The sequence below is a fragment of the Psychrobacter glacincola genome, assembly GCF_965118485.1.
Classification (GTDB): domain Bacteria; phylum Pseudomonadota; class Gammaproteobacteria; order Pseudomonadales; family Moraxellaceae; genus Psychrobacter; species Psychrobacter glacincola_D.
The window spans coordinates 43,438-63,775 of sequence record NZ_CBCPJH010000021.1; the positions used below are offsets into that span (position 1 = coordinate 43,438).

At 42.7% G+C, this 20,338-nt stretch carries 14 protein-coding genes and 1 tRNA gene; 1 reads left to right on the forward strand and 14 read right to left on the reverse strand.

Annotation, left to right across the window (positions count from 1 at the left end):
• Positions 1 to 18: 18 nt before the first annotated feature.
• Genes ACMHKH_RS09215 through ACMHKH_RS09230 form a run of 4 tightly spaced genes read right to left on the reverse strand, consistent with a single transcriptional unit; the run spans position 19 to position 3,033 of the window.
• Positions 19 to 564 carry a pilus assembly protein PilP gene (locus ACMHKH_RS09215; RefSeq protein ID WP_413520342.1) on the reverse strand — a complete coding sequence of 182 codons (546 nt, stop codon included), beginning with the start codon at positions 562 to 564 and terminating at the stop codon, positions 19 to 21.
• Entirely contained in the window at positions 564 to 1,313 is a 750-nt protein-coding gene (locus ACMHKH_RS09220; RefSeq protein WP_413520343.1) for a type 4a pilus biogenesis protein PilO, read from the reverse strand. Before ACMHKH_RS09220 ends, ACMHKH_RS09215 begins: the two co-directional genes overlap by 1 nt.
• Positions 1,310 to 1,978, reverse strand: coding sequence for a PilN domain-containing protein (locus ACMHKH_RS09225; RefSeq protein ID WP_413520344.1), 669 nt, complete (start codon positions 1,976 to 1,978; stop codon positions 1,310 to 1,312). The genes ACMHKH_RS09220 and ACMHKH_RS09225 overlap by 4 nt, the downstream gene beginning before the upstream one ends.
• Positions 1,978 to 3,033, reverse strand: coding sequence for a pilus assembly protein PilM (locus tag ACMHKH_RS09230; RefSeq protein ID WP_413520345.1), 1,056 nt, complete (start codon positions 3,031 to 3,033; stop codon positions 1,978 to 1,980). The genes ACMHKH_RS09225 and ACMHKH_RS09230 overlap by 1 nt, the downstream gene beginning before the upstream one ends.
• Before the next feature lie 195 nt (positions 3,034 to 3,228).
• Between ACMHKH_RS09230 and ACMHKH_RS09235 the strand changes: the two genes are divergently transcribed.
• Entirely contained in the window at positions 3,229 to 5,916 is a 2,688-nt protein-coding gene (locus tag ACMHKH_RS09235) for a penicillin-binding protein 1A (RefSeq protein WP_413520346.1), read from the forward strand.
• 224 nt (positions 5,917 to 6,140) lie between these two features.
• Here ACMHKH_RS09235 and ACMHKH_RS09240 read toward each other — a convergent pair whose 3' ends face one another.
• The 10 genes from ACMHKH_RS09240 to ACMHKH_RS09285 form a co-directional block, all read right to left on the reverse strand.
• Positions 6,141 to 6,668, reverse strand: a complete 528-nt coding sequence (locus ACMHKH_RS09240; protein WP_413520347.1) for a DUF6586 family protein — start codon at positions 6,666 to 6,668, stop codon at positions 6,141 to 6,143.
• Positions 6,669 to 6,909: 241 nt separating this feature from the next.
• Complete coding sequence (gene rpoC / locus ACMHKH_RS09245; RefSeq protein ID WP_413520348.1) at positions 6,910 to 11,130, reverse strand: DNA-directed RNA polymerase subunit beta'; 4,221 nt, start codon at positions 11,128 to 11,130, stop codon at positions 6,910 to 6,912.
• A gap of 163 nt (positions 11,131 to 11,293) precedes the next feature.
• Entirely contained in the window at positions 11,294 to 15,412 is a 4,119-nt protein-coding gene (gene rpoB, locus ACMHKH_RS09250) for a DNA-directed RNA polymerase subunit beta (protein ID WP_413520349.1), read from the reverse strand.
• Between the two features lie 737 nt (positions 15,413 to 16,149).
• Complete coding sequence (gene rplL / locus ACMHKH_RS09255) at positions 16,150 to 16,521, reverse strand: 50S ribosomal protein L7/L12 (RefSeq protein WP_325246737.1); 372 nt, start codon at positions 16,519 to 16,521, stop codon at positions 16,150 to 16,152.
• A gap of 126 nt (positions 16,522 to 16,647) precedes the next feature.
• Positions 16,648 to 17,175: a 50S ribosomal protein L10 gene (gene rplJ, locus ACMHKH_RS09260; protein ID WP_413520350.1), complete on the reverse strand. Its 528-nt coding sequence runs from the start codon at positions 17,173 to 17,175 to the stop codon at positions 16,648 to 16,650.
• 468 nt (positions 17,176 to 17,643) lie between these two features.
• Entirely contained in the window at positions 17,644 to 18,345 is a 702-nt protein-coding gene (gene rplA, locus ACMHKH_RS09265; protein ID WP_413520351.1) for a 50S ribosomal protein L1, read from the reverse strand.
• On the reverse strand, positions 18,345 to 18,776 hold the full coding sequence (gene rplK, locus ACMHKH_RS09270; protein WP_413520352.1) for a 50S ribosomal protein L11: 432 nt from the start codon (positions 18,774 to 18,776) through the stop codon (positions 18,345 to 18,347). Before rplK ends, rplA begins: the two co-directional genes overlap by 1 nt.
• Positions 18,777 to 18,872: 96 nt before the next feature.
• Positions 18,873 to 19,403 carry a transcription termination/antitermination protein NusG gene (nusG, locus tag ACMHKH_RS09275; RefSeq protein ID WP_413520353.1) on the reverse strand — a complete coding sequence of 177 codons (531 nt, stop codon included), beginning with the start codon at positions 19,401 to 19,403 and terminating at the stop codon, positions 18,873 to 18,875.
• Between the two features lie 71 nt (positions 19,404 to 19,474).
• Entirely contained in the window at positions 19,475 to 19,960 is a 486-nt protein-coding gene (gene secE / locus ACMHKH_RS09280; protein WP_413520354.1) for a preprotein translocase subunit SecE, read from the reverse strand.
• A gap of 51 nt (positions 19,961 to 20,011) precedes the next feature.
• Positions 20,012 to 20,087, reverse strand: a tRNA-Trp gene (locus tag ACMHKH_RS09285).
• Between the last annotated feature and the right edge of the window lie 251 nt (positions 20,088 to 20,338).

Genomic DNA, 20,338 nt, shown 5'->3' on the forward strand with positions numbered 1-20,338 from the left:
CTCAAAAAATCTGCCGACTTAGCTTATAGGGGACACCAGTGACTGGGGTTTTTCAACAAACCCAGCACGGCTGTCTGGCACAATTTCAATCAAGTTAATCTGAGTCGGCGTGATTTCAACAATACGACCGTCATTTATTCCAAGATAATTACCCACTTTAACACTAGCCACTGAACCATCGGGACGCTGTACTAAAGCATACTGCTGACCTTCAGGTGAAATCACCACACCACGAAAAACAAGCTGCGATAGCTCATATTGCTCAAGTGGTTCTTTCACTCGGGTGATATCAGGACGTACCCCATCTATAGAGGTAGTCGGACCTTGTACGTTCACTAAACTTGGCGGCAAAAATGGACTACGCTGCGCACTGGCGCTATAAACGAAATCTTCGACCAGCTCAGCTTTAGGCGGTGGTTCAATCGGCTGCGCTGGCTGATTACGGATATCTGCCATCGCTTGCTCTGCCAAACCAATACGGTCGGTACAAGCGCTTAAGGACAAAACAGCAGCAGTTAACAGCAGTAATCTTAATCTAGGCATAGACAATTTCTGGATAGTCATCAGTTGCCTCCTGCAGCAGCATCGGTAGGCGCTGCTTCAGTAGTAGCCGCTGCATCAGGAGCTGCTGCATCACCTTCAGGGTCCGCTTCTTTTGAGCGATAGGTTTTAGTTTGCAGTACCAAATTAAGTTCTGGCAAAACGTCCAAGGTTGGCTGCGGATTACTGACCTCAAAATCATGCATAGTGATAATCCTTGGTAAAGCGGCCAAACCACTGATAAAGCTGCCAAACTGATGGTATTCACCCAAAGCTGCAATACGGATCGGCTGCTCAATAAAGAATTCATTTTCAATTTCAGGCTCAACCGAGATGTCTTGGAAACGTATATTACTGCCCACGCCGGTCATATTGATACCCTCGACCAATTCTGATACGCGGGTATCTTTTGGTAGTTGGTCAAGCAAAGTATTAAATTCAGCTTCCATTTGAATCACTTGAGCTTGATAAGCTTGCAAATGGCGTGCACGCGATTCTTTTTCGCGGTAGCTATCGAGCAAGGTTTGTTGCTGACTCTCAGCTGCGGTGATTTCATCGATTTTACTGCTAATTGGTAATGCCCATGACAAAGCCGCAATCAAAGCAATAATAAAACCAATAACAGTAACTTTGACAGGCAATGGCCAGCTGCCATAGTTTTCAGAATCTAACGATTCAAAACTGCGACGAAACTCATTTAAATCAAATTGTTTCTTTGGCTTGATCGCTGTTTTTTTAAGTTTGACTAAGGTCTTTTTACGGGTCAGTTTCATGACGCACCTCCGGGTACAGTGCTGCCATCAGCACCCTCTACAGGAACGGCTGTTTCCGACTGCACTTTGGTCGTTATCACAAACTGTACGTAGCTGTCTTCAGGATAAATAGGACGCGGTTGCTCACCGGGAGTAGTAGTAGAAGTATTACCTAAAATGGGCGCTGCTTGATAAGCGGTGATATTTTGTTGAATGTTACTCACGGCTGAGTTGCCCATCCATTTACTGCTATCAAGATTGCGAATCAAGCTTGATACCACGTTCGGATTGTCAGCAAGACCTGTCAACGTCAATATATCTCCTTCACGCTTTAAGTTAGTCAAATAAAGCGCTGGCGGAATGGCTTTAGCAAGATCGTCCCATAAACGTACAGGTACAGGGCGTCGACCTTGCAGGTCTTGAATAACTTGCATGCGTGAGATGATATCCTCGCGGCGCTGCTCTAAGCTATCAATCTCGACCAATGCCTTATCTAAGCGGGCATTCTCTTGCTCAATCAGGGCATTTGCATTCAATTGCTCATCAAGTTCGTTATTAAAATAACTCCACGTTGCAAATGCTGCTAGCAAAGACAACAGCGTCACTGCCACGACCAAGGTGATAAATTCTTTATTACGGCGTGCGCGTTCTTCTTGCCGCCAGGGCAATAGGTTAATACGAGCCATTAGTCAAAGCTCCTTAACGCTAGACCGCATGCGGCCATTAAGCTGGGTGCATCAATCGCTAATTGCTCATTATCGATATGCGGCGCTATAGTCATGTTGATAAACGGATTCGCAATGCTTACAGGGACACCCAGTCTCTGCTGCGCCATTCCCGCAAGACCTGCAATGGAGCTACTACCGCCTGCAAGCACCACATGATCAATACTGCTGTATTGACTTGAGGAAAAATAGAACTGTAGTGAACGCGTAATCTGTTGAATAGTATTTTCTATAAAGGGTGTTAAGACATCAGGATAATAATCGTCAGGTAAGGCACGCTCGCGCTTACTAATGGCAGCTTCTTCAGCGGAAAGACCGTAGCGGTTTTGAATGGCTTCAGTCAGTTGACTGCCACCAAATAACTGCTCTCGGCTATAGATAAATTCGCCATTTTTGGCAACATATAAGGTGGTTTGATTGTGTCCGATATCAACCAACGCTACCAAGTCTGGTAAGTTTGGCAAACTGTCCGCCATCAAACCAAAAGCCCGCTCGATAGCATGCGACTCAATATCCATCACTTTAGTTTGCAGTCCGCCGAACGTCAAAGCGTCAACTCTTTGGTCAACGTTTTCTGAGCGCGAGGCAGCAAGGAGCACTTGCACCATGTCATCATTGATAAGAGATGGACCCAATACTTCAAAGTCCAAATTAACATCTTCTAATGGATAAGGGATATATTGGTCAGCATCGAGACGAATTTGAGCTTCACGCTCTACATCACTTAGCACCATATCCATATCAATGATTTTAGTAATCACAGCTGACCCTGAGACGGCAGTTGCTGCACTGCTACCTGCTGCTTGGCAACGTCTGGCCAAGCCTGCTATGGTATTACCTACTGCTTCGGTATCTACAATGAGTTTGTCGATGACTACGCCTTCTGGTAATATCTCAGTACCATAAGACTTTAAGTGAAAGACGCCATGTTGGCGCTGTATGTCAACTAGCTTCACTGAAGTGGTACAAATATCCACGCCAATTAAATGTCGACTTTTAGAAGTAAATAGCCTCACAAACTCTATACCTTATATTAAGTGTACAATCTGATAGTTATTTGTAATAATTTGGTACAATACTTTACTTAGCAGATAGATTCAAGCATTTAAATTATCTAGTTAGCCTAACTTACACATTTATTATTACTTGCCTATTTTGTTCAAGGTATAATGTGTTTTATCTGTTGCAAACCTAAATCGATAAGTCTCACTATGACCAAAAAAAATACCACCTTTCGTCTCGTTCACTTTTTGGTGGGGCTATTCATTGCCTGTTTAGCGTTGGCGGTTGTATTAGCGCTTGCCGTTCCTATCGGCTTTTATGGTATGGCGATGTATTTATCACCAACTTTACCGAGCACGCAAGAGATTAAAACAGCAAATTTAGAGATGCCATTACAGATATATAGTCGTGATGACAAATTGATTGGACAATATGGCAATCGCTTATCACTACCCATTAGCTTTGAAGAGATACCAGAAAACTTAACCCATGCCTTTTTGGCAGCAGAAGATTCCTCGTTTTTTCAACATAGTGGTATCAGTATTAAAGGATTGGGTCGCGCCGTTACTGAGGTTGTCACGGATGATGACAGCCAAACGGGCGGCTCAACTATCACCATGCAGGTTGCCAAAAACTATTTTTTAACTTCAGACCGCACTTTAAATCGTAAATTGACCGAATTGTTTTTAGCTCGTAAAATCGAAGATGAGCTGAGTAAGAACGATATTCTTACCCTTTATGTCAATAAAATCTATTTAGGTGAAGGCGCTTACGGTATTCGTGCTGCTGCCAAAAAATATTATAGTAAATCCCTAGAAAACCTCACCATTGCTGAGATGGCAATGTTGGCAGGTTTGCCTAAGGCACCCTCTAAATACAATCCTGTTGCCAATCCAAGTCGTGCGCTCACGCGCCGTAACTGGATCATTGGTCGTATGCATGAGTTGGGTTATATCGATAAAGCCCAGCGTGACGAAGCCATCAACGCGCCTATCGGCATTAAACTATATAAAGAAAAGCTGGATGTTAATATGCCTTATTTGGCAGAAATGACACGGGCGGCCTTGGTTGAGCGCTATGGTGAGCAAGTCATGCATGGCGGTTGGCGCGTGCGCTTAACTGTTGATAGTCAAGCACAGATAGACGCAGAAACTGCGGTACTATCTGGATTGGTTGCTTATGAACATCGTCATGGCTGGCGCGGTGCTGAAGCGAATGGTGAACCGTTAGAGAATTTCAGTCGCTACAGTAATATGACACCTGCCAAAGTAACTAAGGTCAATGCCCGTAGCTTTGAGGCAATAATGCCTTCAGGTGAGAGCGCCACTGTCAATTGGTCTGGTATGAGTTGGGCACGCAAATATATTTCTGCAGATCGCATCGGCTATTTTCCGAGTAATGCCAGTCAAATTGTGAGTAAAAATGACATTATTCGTCTGATACCGACTAGCAGTGGTGATTGGCAATTAGGTCAAATACCCAAAGTACAAGGTAGCTTAGTTTCTTTAAACCCTGATAATGGCGCCGTTCGTGCCCTGGTTGGAGGCTTTGACTTTAATCACAGTAAATTTAACCGTGCCCTGCAAGGTTGGCGTCAACCAGGTTCAACTATTAAACCGCTTGTCTATACCGCCGCATTAGAAAAGGGCTATCGTCCAGACAGTATAGTATCTGACCGCCCTATTCAAGTGGGCGATTGGAGACCTAAAAACTCTGATGGTCGCTTCTTAGGAGATATTACCCTACGCCGTGGACTTTATTTATCGCGTAACTTGGTTTCTATTCGCCTTTTACAAGCAATTGGCATCTCTGATGCCCGTGATCTTTTAGATGAATTTGGTCTTGATAAAGAAAAGCTGCCCACCACTTTGTCTTTAGCATTGGGTGCTGGTCAAGCAACCCCATTACAAATGGCCACTGCTTATGCTACTTTTGCTAATGGCGGTCACCGCATTCAACCGTATTTTATTGAACAAATTTATAACTACAATAACAAGCTTTTGTTTCAAGCCAATCCTCAACAAGCATGTGCACTATGTTTTAACGATCAGCTTGATGGCGTTAATAAAAAGCTGACTGAAAATCATGAGGCGAAAATAGCAGAAGACAAAGAATCGGTTTCGGATGCTAAGGTAGATAAAACTAAAAAGTCATCTACAGATGAAAACAAAGATGCTGATATAAAAGCAGAAGTAAGCAGTATAGAAAGCACTAAGATGGACTTGAGCATCTATGATGCCAGTCCGGAATCGGATCGTCTAAAAGCACCCGTCATACAGTATGTACGAGCCGAACAAGCACCGCGTATTTTGAAGCCCAGAGTAGCTTTCGAGATGGCAGATATCTTACGCGATGTGATTCAGCGTGGTACAGCCTTTAAAGCAAGATCTTTAGGGCGTGATGATATTGGCGGTAAGACAGGTACTACCAATGAGGCAAAAGATGCTTGGTTTGCAGGATTCCATCCTACCAATGCTACTGTCGTCTGGATAGGTTTTGACCAACCTTCAACCCTTGGTCGACGTGAGTATGGTGGCGTAGCGGCATTACCGGTATGGATGGACTTTATGAAAGCCCAGCTTAAAGACACGCCTAGCCAATGGGTTTCGATTAATAACCGCGCCAAATCTAAAAAACAAAAGCAAAGCATTATAGAGATGATGGATGAAGGGGTTACTGAAACTGATGACGAAGATACAGGTATAGGTAAATCGGAAAAGCCAGTCAAGACTAGCACACAACAGCGCCAACCACCTCCCCCAAAAGCTGTTGAAACGCCACAAGATACGAATGCAGCAAAAAAACCTACTAATAATAGTACTGCTAACAGTCCAGTACAGAAACCAAAGCCACTCACAGTTACACCTGTCGAACGTATGCCTGCGATGCCGGAATAATAAACTAGCTATAGTTTTAATTAATAAAATATAAAAAGGCTTGTTCAGTATCTACTGAACAAGCCTTTTTTGTTGAGCATATTTTTAATTGACTATAATGCTAGATCCCTACTCCTTTTAATAACAGGGTTACTGATACATCTACTGAATAGATACTCAAAGCATCACTTTAAACCTCATCGCTTCCTAAATTACCGGTAATTAAATCGTCTCAAGCATCAATACTAAAACTCTACCATCCCAGCTCGTAGCTGATCTATCAGCTCCAAAAACTGCTGACGCCATTGACGTATGGTTTCATCATCTGGTAACCATTGGTTGGACAGTGTTACAACATTGACAATCAAATCAGGCGATTCTGTTTTATCGTTGGCTGTCGCATTATTCAGTGTAGGCTCAGACACCATAGCATATAGACAACGTTGATAGGCGTGTTCAACATCAGCTAAAAATCCTTGCTGCTGCAATTGCTGTAGGCGCTGCACTTCAGGCGATACTTGGGTACGTTCGCTGAGTGCCGCTTCAATGTCTGTTAGTGTCGGTGCCGCCAGCGTTATATTATAAAAATAACCAATCTCTTGTAAAAAAGCTAAAAACGTACCGTATAAATGGAAAATAGCGGTCTCGCAATGTGCTTGATACAGTTGCTTGTCATTGGTAGTTGCAGCTGCCTGACAAGCCAAGCGGCAAAAATACAGCTTTTGATTGGTACGGTCAGCTTGGTATTTGGCAACGCGGGTTTTATCTGCCATGTGCCTATCCTTTTTGGTTAATACTGATGATAACAATAATAAATGCCAGTAATCAATGACTATAGCTTATGAAAGCTTTACTCGAATACTGTAACTATTTAAGTAATGCGGTTATGGCAGTGTACTATTTTATATTGTCATTTCCTAAGAAAAAACTTGTTGTGATGGAATTTTAAAGTAAAAAAAGCCAGCGACTTAGGCTGGCTTTTTTATTTATGCAAATAACTAAACGTTATTTAAATTAATGATTACCTTGATTCAACTCTTGAGCAAATGCTTCATCAAAGCTTGCAAAGTCTGTCGCATCAGTTGTTGCTGACATATCAAACGCTGCATTTAAGTCTTTATCTTGTAGTTTTTGCTCAGCTTTCTCTTTACGAGCTTTATGATAAGCCAAACCAGTACCAGCTGGAATCAAGCGACCAACGACCACGTTTTCTTTCAGACCACGTAGCTCATCGACTTTACCAGTTACCGCAGCGGCCGTTAGGACACGTGTGGTTTCCTGGAACGATGCAGCTGAGATAAAGCTTTCAGTAGCAAGACTCGCTTTGGTGATACCTAGTAATTGACGCTCATACTTGACTGGGAATTTATCTTCCGCCTCAAGCTTAGCATTCAATGCTTTGATATCAGCGTATTCTACCTGATCACCTTTAAAGTGGTTTGAATCGCCGCCATCGGTAATCTCAACTTTACGCAACATCTGACGAATAATAACTTCGATGTGCTTATCGTTGATTTTTACGCCTTGCAAACGATAAACGTCCTGTACTTCGTTAACGATATAGTCAGCAAGCGCCGTTTGTCCTTTCAGACGTAAGATATCATGCGGGTTTTGCGGACCATCAGCGATAACCTCGCCGCGTGCAACTGTCTCGTTTTCATAGACGTTGATTTGACGCCATTTTGGAATCAGCTCTTCATGAATCTCGCCATCTTCATTAGTGATAATGAAGCGGTTTTTACCTTTAGTCTCTTTACCGAAGCTCACGACACCTGACATCTCTGCCATGATAGCGTGATCTTTTGGACGACGTGCTTCGAACAAATCGGCTACACGTGGTAGACCACCGGTAATATCTTTGGTACCTGATGATGCTTGTGGTACACGGCCTAAGATAGAACCTGCTGCTACTTTTTCACCATCTCCAACGCGAATGATAGTTTCAGCTGGTAAGAAGTAAACCACTTCTTTACCTTCATCAGTATTCAAGATAATCGCCGGACGTAAGTCTTTTGCTGAACTTGAACGGTCACGAGTGGCTAGAATCTCAAACGAGCTCATACCAGTCGCGTCATCAACTTTTACAGTAGCCGTCAAGCCATCAGTGATTTCACTAAAACGTGCGGTACCAGCAAATTCAGTGATGATAGGATGCGTGTGCGGATCCCATTTAGCGATAGTCTGACCGCCTTCAACCTGCTCTTCGTCTTTCACAAGCACGCTTGAACCATAAGGTACTTTATAACGCTCACGCTCACGGCCAAGCTCATCAGTCAAAGCAATTTCAGCGGAACGCGATACGATAACCAAGTGACCATCGGTATGCTGTACCGTTTTCATGTTTTCAAAATGCGCTTGACCAGCACTACGGACTGAGATGCTGTTGTCCACAGAAGCAGAACTGGCTGCGCCACCAACGTGGAAGGTACGCATGGTTAACTGAGTACCAGGTTCACCGATAGATTGCGCTGCCATAACACCAACAGACTCGCCGATATTGACTTGATGACCACGAGCGAGGTCACGACCATAACACTGTGCACAAACACCATGTTCGATTTCACAGGTAATCACTGAACGTACCCAAATATCATCGATGGCGTTGTTATCTAGCACTTTAACCCAATGCTCATCAATCAAGGTTCCAGCAGGAATCAAGATTTTTTCAGCATTATCGTTATAAGTCACATCACGTGCCGTCACACGACCTAGTACTAGCTCGCCTAACTTTTCAATGATTTCGCCGCCTTGGATATGTGGCTTCATGAGCAAGCCTTGCTCAGTACCACAATCGTTGCTAGTGATAACCAAATCTTGTGCTACGTCAACCAAACGACGCGTCAAGTAACCTGAGTTAGCGGTTTTTAACGCCGTATCTGCAAGACCTTTACGCGCACCATGCGTTGAGATAAAGTACTGAAGTACCGTCAAACCTTCACGGAAGTTGGCTTTAATCGGCGTCTCAATAATTGAGCCATCCGGTTTTGCCATCAAACCACGCATACCTGCTAACTGACGAATCTGTGCGGCACTACCACGAGCACCAGAATCTGACATGATAAAGATAGAGTTAAAGGATTTCTGCTCTTCTTCTTCCCCTTTAGCGTTGATAATTTTATCAGTCGCTAAGTTGTCCATCATCGCTTTTGCGACTTTATCATTGGTACGTGACCAGATATCGACCACTTTATTATAACGTTCACCAGCGGTGACAAAGCCTTGCTCAAATTGGTCTTCAATCTCGCGCACTTCAGCTTCAGCGACTTCGATGATTTGCTTTTTCAGTGGTGGAATAACCATGTCATCGATACCAATAGACACGCCAGATAGTGTTGCTTGTGCAAAACCAAGATACATCAATTGGTCAGCAAACATAACACTTTCTTTTACACCAACTTTACGGTAGCAAGAGTTGATCAACTTAGAGATATTTTTCTTCGTCATCTCTTCGTTACACTCATCAAATGACATACCTTTAGGCATGATATTCCAGATAAGTAGACGACCAGCAACGGTATCTTGTAACTTGACTTCTTTAGTCTCATTACCTTCTTCGTCGACGTGGGTTTCAGTCACACGTACTTTAATCTTAGCGTTTACGTGTAAATCGTTTGAACCAATCGCACGCAATGCTTCATTGACGGTGGCAAAAATCATGCCCTCGCCTTTGGCATTGACTGACGAGCGGCTGATGTAATACAAGCCCAATACCACATCTTGTGATGGTACGATAATTGGCTCACCGTTCGCAGGTGACAAGATATTGTTGGTCGACATCATGAGCGCACGTGATTCAAGCTGTGCCTCTAAGGTCAATGGCACGTGGACGGCCATTTGGTCACCATCAAAGTCGGCGTTGAATGCGGTACAAACTAGAGGGTGAAGCTGGATCGCTTTACCTTCGATAAGTACTGGCTCAAACGCTTGTAGACCTAAACGGTGAAGGGTTGGCGCACGGTTAAGGAGTACTGGATGCTCACGGATAACCATGGCCAGCATGTCCCACACTTGTGGCTCTTCACGCTCTACCATCTTTTTGGCCGCTTTAATCGTCGTCGCCAAACCATGTGACAATAGCTTGTTATAAGTAAATGGCTTGAATAACTCAAGTGCCATTTTCTTCGGTAGACCACACTGATGTAGACGTAGGGTTGGACCAACAACGATCACCGAACGACCAGAATAATCAACACGCTTACCTAGTAAGTTTTGACGGAAACGACCTTGCTTACCTTTGATCATATCAGCCAAAGATTTCAATGGACGCTTGTTACTACCCGTAATCGCACGACCGCGACGACCGTTATCAAGCAAGGCATCTACTGATTCTTGCAACATACGTTTTTCGTTACGTACGATGATATCAGGAGCGCTAAGCTCAAGCAGGCGCTTTAAACGGTTGTTACGGTTAATAACACGGCGATATAGATCGTTTAGATCTGATGTCGCAAAACGACCACCTTCTAGTGGTACTAGAGGACGTAAATCTGGTGGCAGTACTGGTAAGATGGTCATGACCATCCATTCAGGCTTGTTATTAGAATCACGGAATGCTTCTAATAATTTAAGACGCTTAGACATCTTTTTAAGCTTGGTTTCCGAACCAGTTTGCGGAATTGCTTCACGCAGCTCATCAATCTCGATGTCTAAATCGATATCTTTTAATAAGTCTTGAATGGCTTCTGCACCCATCTTGGCAACGAATTCATCACCAAACTCTTCAAGGGCTTTGTAATAATCTTCATCATCAAGCAATTGGTACTTCTCTAAAGAAGTCAGACCAGGTTCTGTGACGATATAGCTTTCAAAATATAGGACGCGTTCGATATCACGAAGCGTCATGTCTAGCAATAGACCGATGCGGCTTGGTAATGATTTTAAGAACCAAATATGCGCCACAGGACTGGCTAGGTCAATATGACCCATACGGTCACGACGGACTTTGGCAGTAGTGACTTCAACGCCACATTTTTCACAAATAACGCCTTGGAACTTACGGCGTTTGTATTTACCACATAAACATTCGAAATCTTTTACTGGACCAAAGATTTTGGCACAAAAAAGACCATCACGTTCAGGCTTGAACGTACGATAGTTAATCGTTTCAGGTTTTTTAACTTCACCATGTGACCATGATTTGATCACGTCAGGCGATGCTAAGGTAATTTGAATGCTATCAAACTCTTGGTTACCGTTGCCGGTAGGGCTTTGCATGATATCGAGTAAATCTTTCAAGTTGCTTCTCCGTTATCTTTATAATCATCTGCTAGCGTTGTCACTATTATGATGGCGGCGCGGCTACGATGAATGAAGGCAATGAATAGGGTTGAGACAAATCACTAAAAGCAGCAGCAATGAGCATACTGCCTTTAGTCGACAACTAAGTTAAACAACGGATTTAGTTGCTTTGTTTTAACTCAATATTGATACCCAGTGATTTGATTTCTTTGGTCAATACGTTAAACGATTCAGGCATACCTGGATCCATATATTGCTCACCATCGACGATGTTTTTGTACATACGCGTACGACCTTCAACGTCATCCGACTTTACCGTTAGCATCTCTTGCAAGGTATAAGTCGCGCCATAAGCTTCTAATGCCCAGACTTCCATCTCACCAAAGCGCTGACCACCAAACTGAGCTTTACCACCTAGCGGCTGCTGCGTGACTAGCGAGTACGAACCGGTCGAACGTGCATGCATTTTGTCATCGACCAAATGGTTCAGTTTCAGCATATACATGTAGCCGACTGTTACTTTACGGTCAAACTTCTGACCCGTACGACCATCATATAATGTTTGCTGACCATCACGATCCATACCAGCAAGCTCAAGTAAATCTTTAACTTGATGCTCATGAGCACCATCGAATACTGCCGTACCCATTGGCACACCAGCACGCAAGTTATCTGCTAGTGCCATGATGTCATCATCAGTCAAGCTATCAAGATCAACTTGTTCGCCGCCGACTTGGTTATAGATTTTGTCTAAAAACTCACGTAAGTCTTTGATTGCTGCTTGTGATTTAAGCATACCATCAATTTTCTCACCCAAGCCTTTTGCTGCCATACCCAAATGCGTCTCGAGTACCTGACCGATATTCATACGCGATGGGACACCAAGCGGATTCAACACAATATCAACCGTATTACCATGCTCATCATAAGGCATGTCTTCTACTGGCATAATGCGTGATACCACACCTTTGTTACCGTGGCGACCAGCCATTTTATCACCAGGCTGGATGCGACGCTTAACTGCTAGATATACTTTAACGATTTTTTGGACGCCATGTTGTAAGTCATCACCAGCAGTTAATTTGCGTTTTTTCTCAGCAAACTTCACATCGATATCTTTTTGCTTATCAACTAGGTACTCGGCGATTTGCGTTAGACGCTCAGAGATTTCTTCTTCAACTGGCTGAATATCAAGCAAGGTCTCAAGGCTCATATCTTTCATATCAGCCAATGCCATGACCGTACCAGCTTTTAGACCAGAACCACCACTCACTTTTTGACCATCTAAAAGATTACCAATACGACCACGAGCGGCTTCTTCAAAAATACGTAGCTCTTCTTTTAAATCTTTACGATAGCTATCAAGCTGTGATTTTTCAATCGCTCTTGCACGTGCATCTTTTTCAACGCCGTCACGGGTAAAGACCTGAACGTCAATAACCGTACCTTTGCTTGATGTTGGAACACGTAACGAGGTGTCTTTCACATCAGCCGCTTTTTCACCAAAGATAGCCCGGAGCAATTTCTCTTCTGGCGTTAGTTGCGTCTCACCTTTTGGCGTCACTTTACCAACTAAGATATCACCAGCGTCAACTTCAGCACCAATATAAACGATACCTGCTTCATCAAGACTTGATAGAGCCGCTTCACCAACGTTTGGAATATCAGCAGTAATCTCTTCAGTACCGAGCTTGGTATCACGCGCCACACAGGTCAATTCTTGAATATGAATCGTAGTAAAACGATCTTCTTTCACCACTTTCTCAGATAGCAAGATTGAATCTTCAAAGTTGTAACCATTCCACGGCATAAATGCGATGCGGATGTTCTGACCTAATGCCAACTCACCAAGATCCGTTGATGGACCATCAGCTAAGATATCGCCTACAGCAATTTCGTCGCCTTGGTTAACGATAATACGTTGGTTAATACAAGTATTTTGGTTAGAACGGGTATATTTAACTAAGTTATAAATATCAATACCAGCTTCACCAGCGATCATCTCTGCTTCGTTAACACGCACAACAACACGTGAGGCATCAACGTCTTCGATCACACCGCCACGCTTAGCAATGACACAAACACCAGAGTCACGCGCAACGTGACGCTCCATACCGGTACCGACTAACGGCTTATCAGCACGTAGCGTAGGAACAGCCTGACGTTGCATGTTCGAGCCCATTAGCGCTCGGTTAGCATCATCATGCTCTAGGAATGGAATAAGTCCTGCTGCAACCGATACTACCTGACTTGGCGACACATCCATATGCGTCACTTTTTCTGGCGGCATACGAACAAATTCGCCATAGCTACGTACGCTGACCATCTCATCAGATAACGCGCCATCGGCGGTTACTGGTGAATCAGCCTGTGCAATGACCGTACCTACTTCTTCAATCGCTGAGAGATACTCAATAACGTCCGTTACTTTACCGTCAACCACACGGCGATAAGGCGTTTCTAAGAAGCCAAAGCTGTTGGTCTTAGCAAAGGTCGCCAATGAGTTAATCAAACCAATGTTTGGACCTTCAGGAGTCTCAATCGGACATACGCGACCATAATGGGTATCATGTACGTCACGTACTTCAAAGCCTGCACGTTCACGGGTAAGACCACCGGGTCCTAATGCAGACACACGGCGTTTATGGGTGACTTCAGACAATGGATTGTTCTGATCCATAAACTGTGATAACTGGCTTGAACCAAAGAATTCTTTAACCGCAGCCGCAACAGGCTTTGAGTTAATTAAATCTTGTGGCGATAAGTTATCAGATTCTGCCGATGATAAACGCTCTTTAACAGCACGCTCAACACGTACTAGACCAACACGGAATTGGTTTTCTGCCATCTCGCCAACTGAACGAATACGGCGGTTACCTAAATGGTCAATGTCATCGACTTCGCCGCGACCATTACGAATCTCAATCAACTCTTTTAGGACGTTAACGATATCGGCATTGGTCAATACGCTACGTTCACGCTGAATATCAGCATCATCGCTATCTACAAAGTCTAAACCTAAACGACGGTTAAACTTCATACGACCGACATTCGATAAGTCATAACGATCTGCGTTAAAGAACATGCTGTCAAAAAGTTTCTCAGCAGTTTCAACCGTTGGTGGCTCACCTGGGCGCATGACTTTATAAATCTCAATCAAGGCTTCTTCACGGCTTGAGGTGCTATCAGCGCGTAGCGTATCGGCAATATAACTGCCTTGATCGATATCGTTAGTGAATAGAATGCTGAATTCTTTGATAGATTCACTGGCTTCAAACGCACTTAATTTAACCAATAATTCATGGTCAATCAACGTATTGGCTTTAGCAATGACTTCATCATTAACGATGATATCTTCGGCTAAAATACGCTCATATAAATATTCATCAGGAATAGAGATTTTCGTCATGCCCGCTTCTTCAAGCTGACGGATACGGCGGGCATTAATACGTTTGCCCTGCTCAACAACCACATCGCCTGCAGGTGTCACGATATCAAACTGTGCCATCTCGCCACGTAAACGATCAGCAACCAGATCAATCTCAAACTGCTCTTCGCCTTTGTAGACTTTTACTTTTTCAAAGAATAAATCTAAGATCTCAGAAGTGCTTAAGCCTAAAGCGCGTAGAATAATAGACGCTAATAGTTTACGACGGCGATCAATACGAGCAAAGACCAAGTCTTTCGCATCGAATTCAAAGTCTAACCACGAACCACGGTAAGGAATGATACGGGCGTTATAAAGCACCTTACCACTTGAGTGCGACTTACCTTTATCATGGTCAAAGAACACGCCAGGTGAACGATGCAGCTGAGAGACGATAACACGTTCCGTACCATTAATAATAAAGGTACCGTTAGCGGTCATTAGAGGCATTTCGCCCATATAAACGCTTTGCTCACGGATATCTTTAATAGCAGCTTTGCTGTCTTTATCTTTGCTATCTTTGTCTTTAATGATTAGACGAATTTTAACGCGCATAGGAGCCGCAAACGTTGAACCACGTAAGATACACTCACGCTCATCAAATTCAGGCGTACCTAAATAATATTCAACGAATTGTAGCTCTGCATTACCAGAGTGACTCTCAATTGGAAAAATAGAAGAGTATGCAGCTTGCAAACCAGTATTCTCACGAGCTTTTGGCTTTTTATGCTCTTGCAAAAATTGCTCATAAGAATCTACTTGAATAGACAGTAAATAGGGAATGTCCATCACAGTAGGCAATTCAGCAAAACTTTTGCGAATACGCTTTTTTTCAGTATAAGAATATGCCATCGAGAGTCCTTACAGTAAACGTGGAAACAAATTAAAAGCGCGGTCAGCGGGCATAAATACTATGCAAACTAAGCGGCGTAAACGATAATATAAAACGGGTGTTCTTTTTACAGGTAATCTTTTTAAAGCAACATTGCTTTTTTAAAGCGTTAAATCAATATATCAATTACTACTTTAACACTCAGTGCTTGCTTGGTACTCTTCACAAAATCTTGCTATCATCATCTTAGTCAGCCTATATGACCACTTAAGACGTAAAATTCAATATTATAGTGTTTGTAATATGTCACCTATACCACCTAAACTACAAATCATCAAAACCGACATCGTCGTTGATATCTACCGTCTAACAGTCTCTATACTGACAGTAAAACATATTAAATGGGTCGTTCAAAAATTTTCAGATTAGTGGTAATTTGAATAACTATAAATTTAGATAACTATAAACTCTAAGAGTAATAACGTTCAGAATCAGTGTAAAATATAGTGTTAATAGAAAAGCATGCAGACACAAAAAAATGCCAAACATCTATGGACGTTTAGCCTATATTAACTGATTTCAATAATAAATAAGTATGCTTGCATGTATATCGTCTGTCCTTTTGATGGGTATCCACCGCGTTGTTGCATACGTATGTTGGCAGACACAAAAGGTCAAGCTACGAATTATAATAAAAAAAAGCCAGTAATGCAAGGCATTACCAGCTTTTTTTGTACAACACTAAGATAAGCGAGGCTTATTTTAGTTCAACAGTTGCACCAGCTTCTTCAAGTTTCTTTTTCAACTCTTCAGCTTCAGCTTTGTTTACGCCTTCTTTGATTGAAGCTGGAGCGCTTTCAACCAAATCTTTCGCTTCTTTCAAGCCAAGACCAGTAGCTTCACGTACGGCTTTAATAACGCCAACTTTCTTCTCGCCAAAGCTGGCAAGAACTACGTCAAACTCTGATTGCTCTTCAGCAGCAGCAGCAGGACCAGCAGCAGCAGGTGCAGCAGCAGCAACAGCAGCGGTTACGCCAAACTTTTCTTCCATAGCGCTGATTAATTCAACGATATCCATTACTGACATTTCAGCAATTGCGTTTAACACGTCATCTTTAGATAGTGCCATGAGAACTCTCCGTTATCTGATAAAAATTAATTGATTTTAAAATCGCTTGGATTGCTTACCAAATTTTCAAATAGTGTTGGCAATAAAGTGCAATCGGCGATGTCAAAGTTACGTTAAAACAAGCAGTTATGCTGCTTCTTTTGCGTCTTTGATTGCTGCTACCGTGCGAACAAGCTTACTAGGAACAGCGTTCATAGTTTGAACAAGCTTGGTAACTGGTGCATTCATAGTAGCCATCAAGATAGAGAGTGCTTCGTCGCGAGTTGGTAGCTTCGATACGCGCTCTAGCTCTTCTGGACCATAAACAACACCACCAACTGATACCAATTTGGTCTCTAAAGCTTTGTGATCTTTGCTGAAGTCAAAAATGACTCGAGCAGCAGATCCCAAATCTTCCATAGAGAAAGCCAAAAGTAATGGACCAGTCATACGGTCTGACATGCTCTCAAACTTAGTGCCTGCAAACGCACGTTTTGCTAGGGTATTTTTTACCACTTTCAAAACGACGCCTTTTTCACGGGCTTGTTCGCGTAGCTTAGTAAGCTTTGCAACACCAATACCATGATATTCGGCAGCTACTGCTGAGTAAGCATTAGCAGCAACTTCAGACACTTCAGCCACAACTTGTTGTTTTTGCTCTAGCGTTAATGCCATAAGTTGACTCCTTTAATCTTATCAATCAGCTGAATGTTTAATGAATTAAAAACCTGAATCTTTAACAGTTAAAACATCCGCTTAGACTGACTTGATACGACACGTTATTCATAAATTCTATAAAAATAAAATTTACTCATAACGACTGATTACGGCACCGTTATCAGAATGACATCAAGTGATAGCCTAGTGCTTATATTAATTACTAATAAAAGTGCTACTCTATCGGCTCTTATCAACAACTGGGTGGGCCACCGTCTGCGTAGGACAATTAAGATTTTCATCTGTCATCGATTAACAACAGCAGCTTATGATAATTAACATCAACTCAGAAGAGTTATTTGCAATCACCTTAAACCGCTCTCTACCTACGGTCTTAGACAGCATAGCGTTTGCTACGCTGACCTAATTCTTTAAAATATGTTTGCTACCTTTATTTGAAATCGTCAAATAAAGGCAACTGTTTAATTATTTCGCTGTGCGATATGGAACTGGATCAATACTTAGACCAGGGCCCATGGTGCTAGACAAGGTAATTTTCTTGATGAAAGTACCTTTAGAATTAGCAGGCTTAGCACGTCTTAAATCTGCAATCAGTGCTTCAGCATTCTGTATTACTTGCTCAGCAGTAAAACCAACTTGACCGATAGTCGTGTGGATAATACCTGCTTTGTCTACACGGTACTGTGCTTGACCCGCTTTAGCGTTAAGAACTGCTTCAGCAACGTTAGGCGTAACTGTACCAACTTTAGGGTTAGGCATTAGACCACGTGGACCTAGGATAGTACCTAGTTGACCAACAACACGCATGGCATCAGGAGCAGCAATCACGATATCAAAGTCCATGTTACCGGCTTTGATTGATTCTGCTAGGTCTTCAAAACCAACGATATCAGCACCAGCTTCTTTAGCGGCTTCAGCAGCAGCGCCTTGAGCGAATACAGCAACGCGTTTGGTTTTACCAGTACCTGCAGGTAAGTTAGTTGCACCACGAACCACTTGATCAGATTTACGTGGGTCAACGCCCAAGTTTACTGCGATATCAATAGACTCTTTGAATTTAAGAGGTGGTAAATCGTTTAGGATTTGAACCGCTTCTTCAATCGTGTATTGTTTTTCGTGCTCAATACGGCTATTGATTTCTTTTTGACGTTTGGTTAGCTTAGACATTATACACCCTCCACGGTAATACCCATTGAACGGGCGGTGCCAGCAACAGTACGAACTGCAGCATCAAGATCAGCAGCAGTTAGATCAGCGTCTTTAGTTTTGACGATTTCTTCTAATTGCTCACGCGTCACTTTACCGACTTTAGCGGTGTTTGGCGTACCAGAACCTTTAGCAATGCCAGCAGCCTTACGTAATAGATACGCAGCTGGTGGTGACTTCATGATGAAGGTAAAAGATTTATCGCTGTATACAGTGATCTCAGTAGGAATCGGTAGACCCGGCTCTTGATTTGAGGTCGCAGCGTTAAATTCTTTACAGAACGCCATGATGTTCACGCCTTTTTGACCCAATGCTGGACCAATCGGTGGTGAAGGATTTGCTTTACCTGCAGGGACTTGTAGTTTGATGTAACCATCAATCTTCTTAGCCATGATTCTCTCCTAAATGGGTAATAGCGCCAAATCAATGTTGTATATATATATACGCAATTGACTAACAGCTCCCCGGTTAATGAATTTTTTACTACTTTAGTCTAGCTTCTCAACTTTACTAAATTCAAGCTCGACCTGAGTGGGTCGATTAAATACGTTTACGGTCAAATGTAGTTTAGACTTCTCATAATCTACTTTTTCCACCAACCCTTTAAAGTCAGTAAATGGACCATCGATAACCAACAACTCTTCGCCCGGCTCAAATAGAGTCTTAGGACGTGGGTCAGCCTCAGTCTGATTAAGACGATTTAATATACGCTCAGCCTCTATTTCGGTAATCGGCGCAGGCGTCTCTGGCGTACCGCCAACGAAACCCATAATACGTGGACAATCTTTTACGATATGCCAAGTATTGTCGTTCATTTCCATCTGGATCAATACGTAACCTGGAAAAAACTTACGCTCGCTCTTACGCTTTTTGCCGTCTTTCATTTCGACGACTTCTTCAGTAGGCACCAACACATCGCCAAAAAACTCAGCGAATTCACTACGATTAATACGATCAGTTAATGAACGCTGTACTTGCTTTTCATATCCTGAAAATGCTTGGACAATATACCAACGCATATCACGCTCCTGATCATTATAAGTAAGTCGTTAGCCATAAATGCTAAATTAATAATCGCTAATACGCGCCATTAACCAATAAATACGCCAACGAACCAAGTAAAAAAGTTATCTAGCAGCCAAACAAGAAAACCGACAACCGCAATCATGACAATCGTTTGCCATGTATACTGAAAGGTCTCGTCTTTGCCTGGCCATGTCACACGGCGAAGCTCAACAGAGGCATCTTTTAATAAAATCTTAAAAGCACGACCTTGATGAGTAAGCGCCAAACTGACGAACGCTAAAACAATAAGGGCAACGATAATCGCAATACGTACCCAAAGGTCGTTGGCAGGTTGCCAATAGCCGGGTAAATATTGATTGACTAGCGTCGCACTGATTAAAACTACTGCGGCAAATAACCACAAGATCACATCTTTTACTGAACCTGTCTTAGCAACTTCAACAGCAGAGGTATTGCTCGCTGAGATGTGCTTATCTTTAGACAGCATTCCACCAGCAATTGCCTTGGCATCAGATAACTTAGTATCGAGGTTATCCTGATTATTGCTCATAAAGAACTCACTTCAGAGATGGTGGGGTATGACAAAGATGTGATAAGAAGATGGCAGGCGATGTAGGACTCGAACCTACAACCCTCGGTTTTGGAGACCGATGCTCTACCAATTGAGCCAATCGCCTATGGGTGTTAAGGCTGATAATTATACAAGATTTTAATAAGAATGCAAGTTTTAAGACGACATTTTATCCAGCTAATGTAAATAATAGCTTTTTAAAGATAAAAAGCTAGAATGGTTTGGATAAAATTACAAGTAAAAGCAAGATCCAGAAAAGATTTCCTCACTTTAGATGTTCAAATTTTGGCCTTTAAAATAGCTATGCTGTTTTCATAACTATTGATTTCATAAGTGCTACTACAATAGACTAAACAA

Coding starts and splice junctions, on each gene's coding strand:
- ACMHKH_RS09220 (WP_413520343.1), bottom strand. CDS start 1,313: ATGAAACTGACCCGTAAAAAGACCTTAGTCAAACTTAAAAAAACAGCG.
- rplA (WP_413520351.1), bottom strand. CDS start 18,345: ATGTCTAAGCTAACCAAACGTCAAAAAGAAATCAATAGCCGTATTGAG.
- rpoB (WP_413520349.1), bottom strand. CDS start 15,412: ATGGCATATTCTTATACTGAAAAAAAGCGTATTCGCAAAAGTTTTGCT.
- rplK (WP_413520352.1), bottom strand. CDS start 18,776: ATGGCTAAGAAGATTGATGGTTACATCAAACTACAAGTCCCTGCAGGT.
- nusG (WP_413520353.1), bottom strand. CDS start 19,403: ATGCGTTGGTATATTGTCCAAGCATTTTCAGGATATGAAAAGCAAGTA.
- ACMHKH_RS09215 (WP_413520342.1), bottom strand. CDS start 564: ATGACTATCCAGAAATTGTCTATGCCTAGATTAAGATTACTGCTGTTA.
- rplL (WP_325246737.1), bottom strand. CDS start 16,521: ATGGCACTATCTAAAGATGACGTGTTAAACGCAATTGCTGAAATGTCA.
- secE (WP_413520354.1), bottom strand. CDS start 19,960: ATGAGCAATAATCAGGATAACCTCGATACTAAGTTATCTGATGCCAAG.
- ACMHKH_RS09235 (WP_413520346.1), top strand. CDS start 3,229: ATGACCAAAAAAAATACCACCTTTCGTCTCGTTCACTTTTTGGTGGGG.
- ACMHKH_RS09240 (WP_413520347.1), bottom strand. CDS start 6,668: ATGGCAGATAAAACCCGCGTTGCCAAATACCAAGCTGACCGTACCAAT.
- rplJ (WP_413520350.1), bottom strand. CDS start 17,175: ATGGCATTAACGCTAGAGCAAAAACAACAAGTTGTGGCTGAAGTGTCT.
- ACMHKH_RS09225 (WP_413520344.1), bottom strand. CDS start 1,978: ATGGCTCGTATTAACCTATTGCCCTGGCGGCAAGAAGAACGCGCACGC.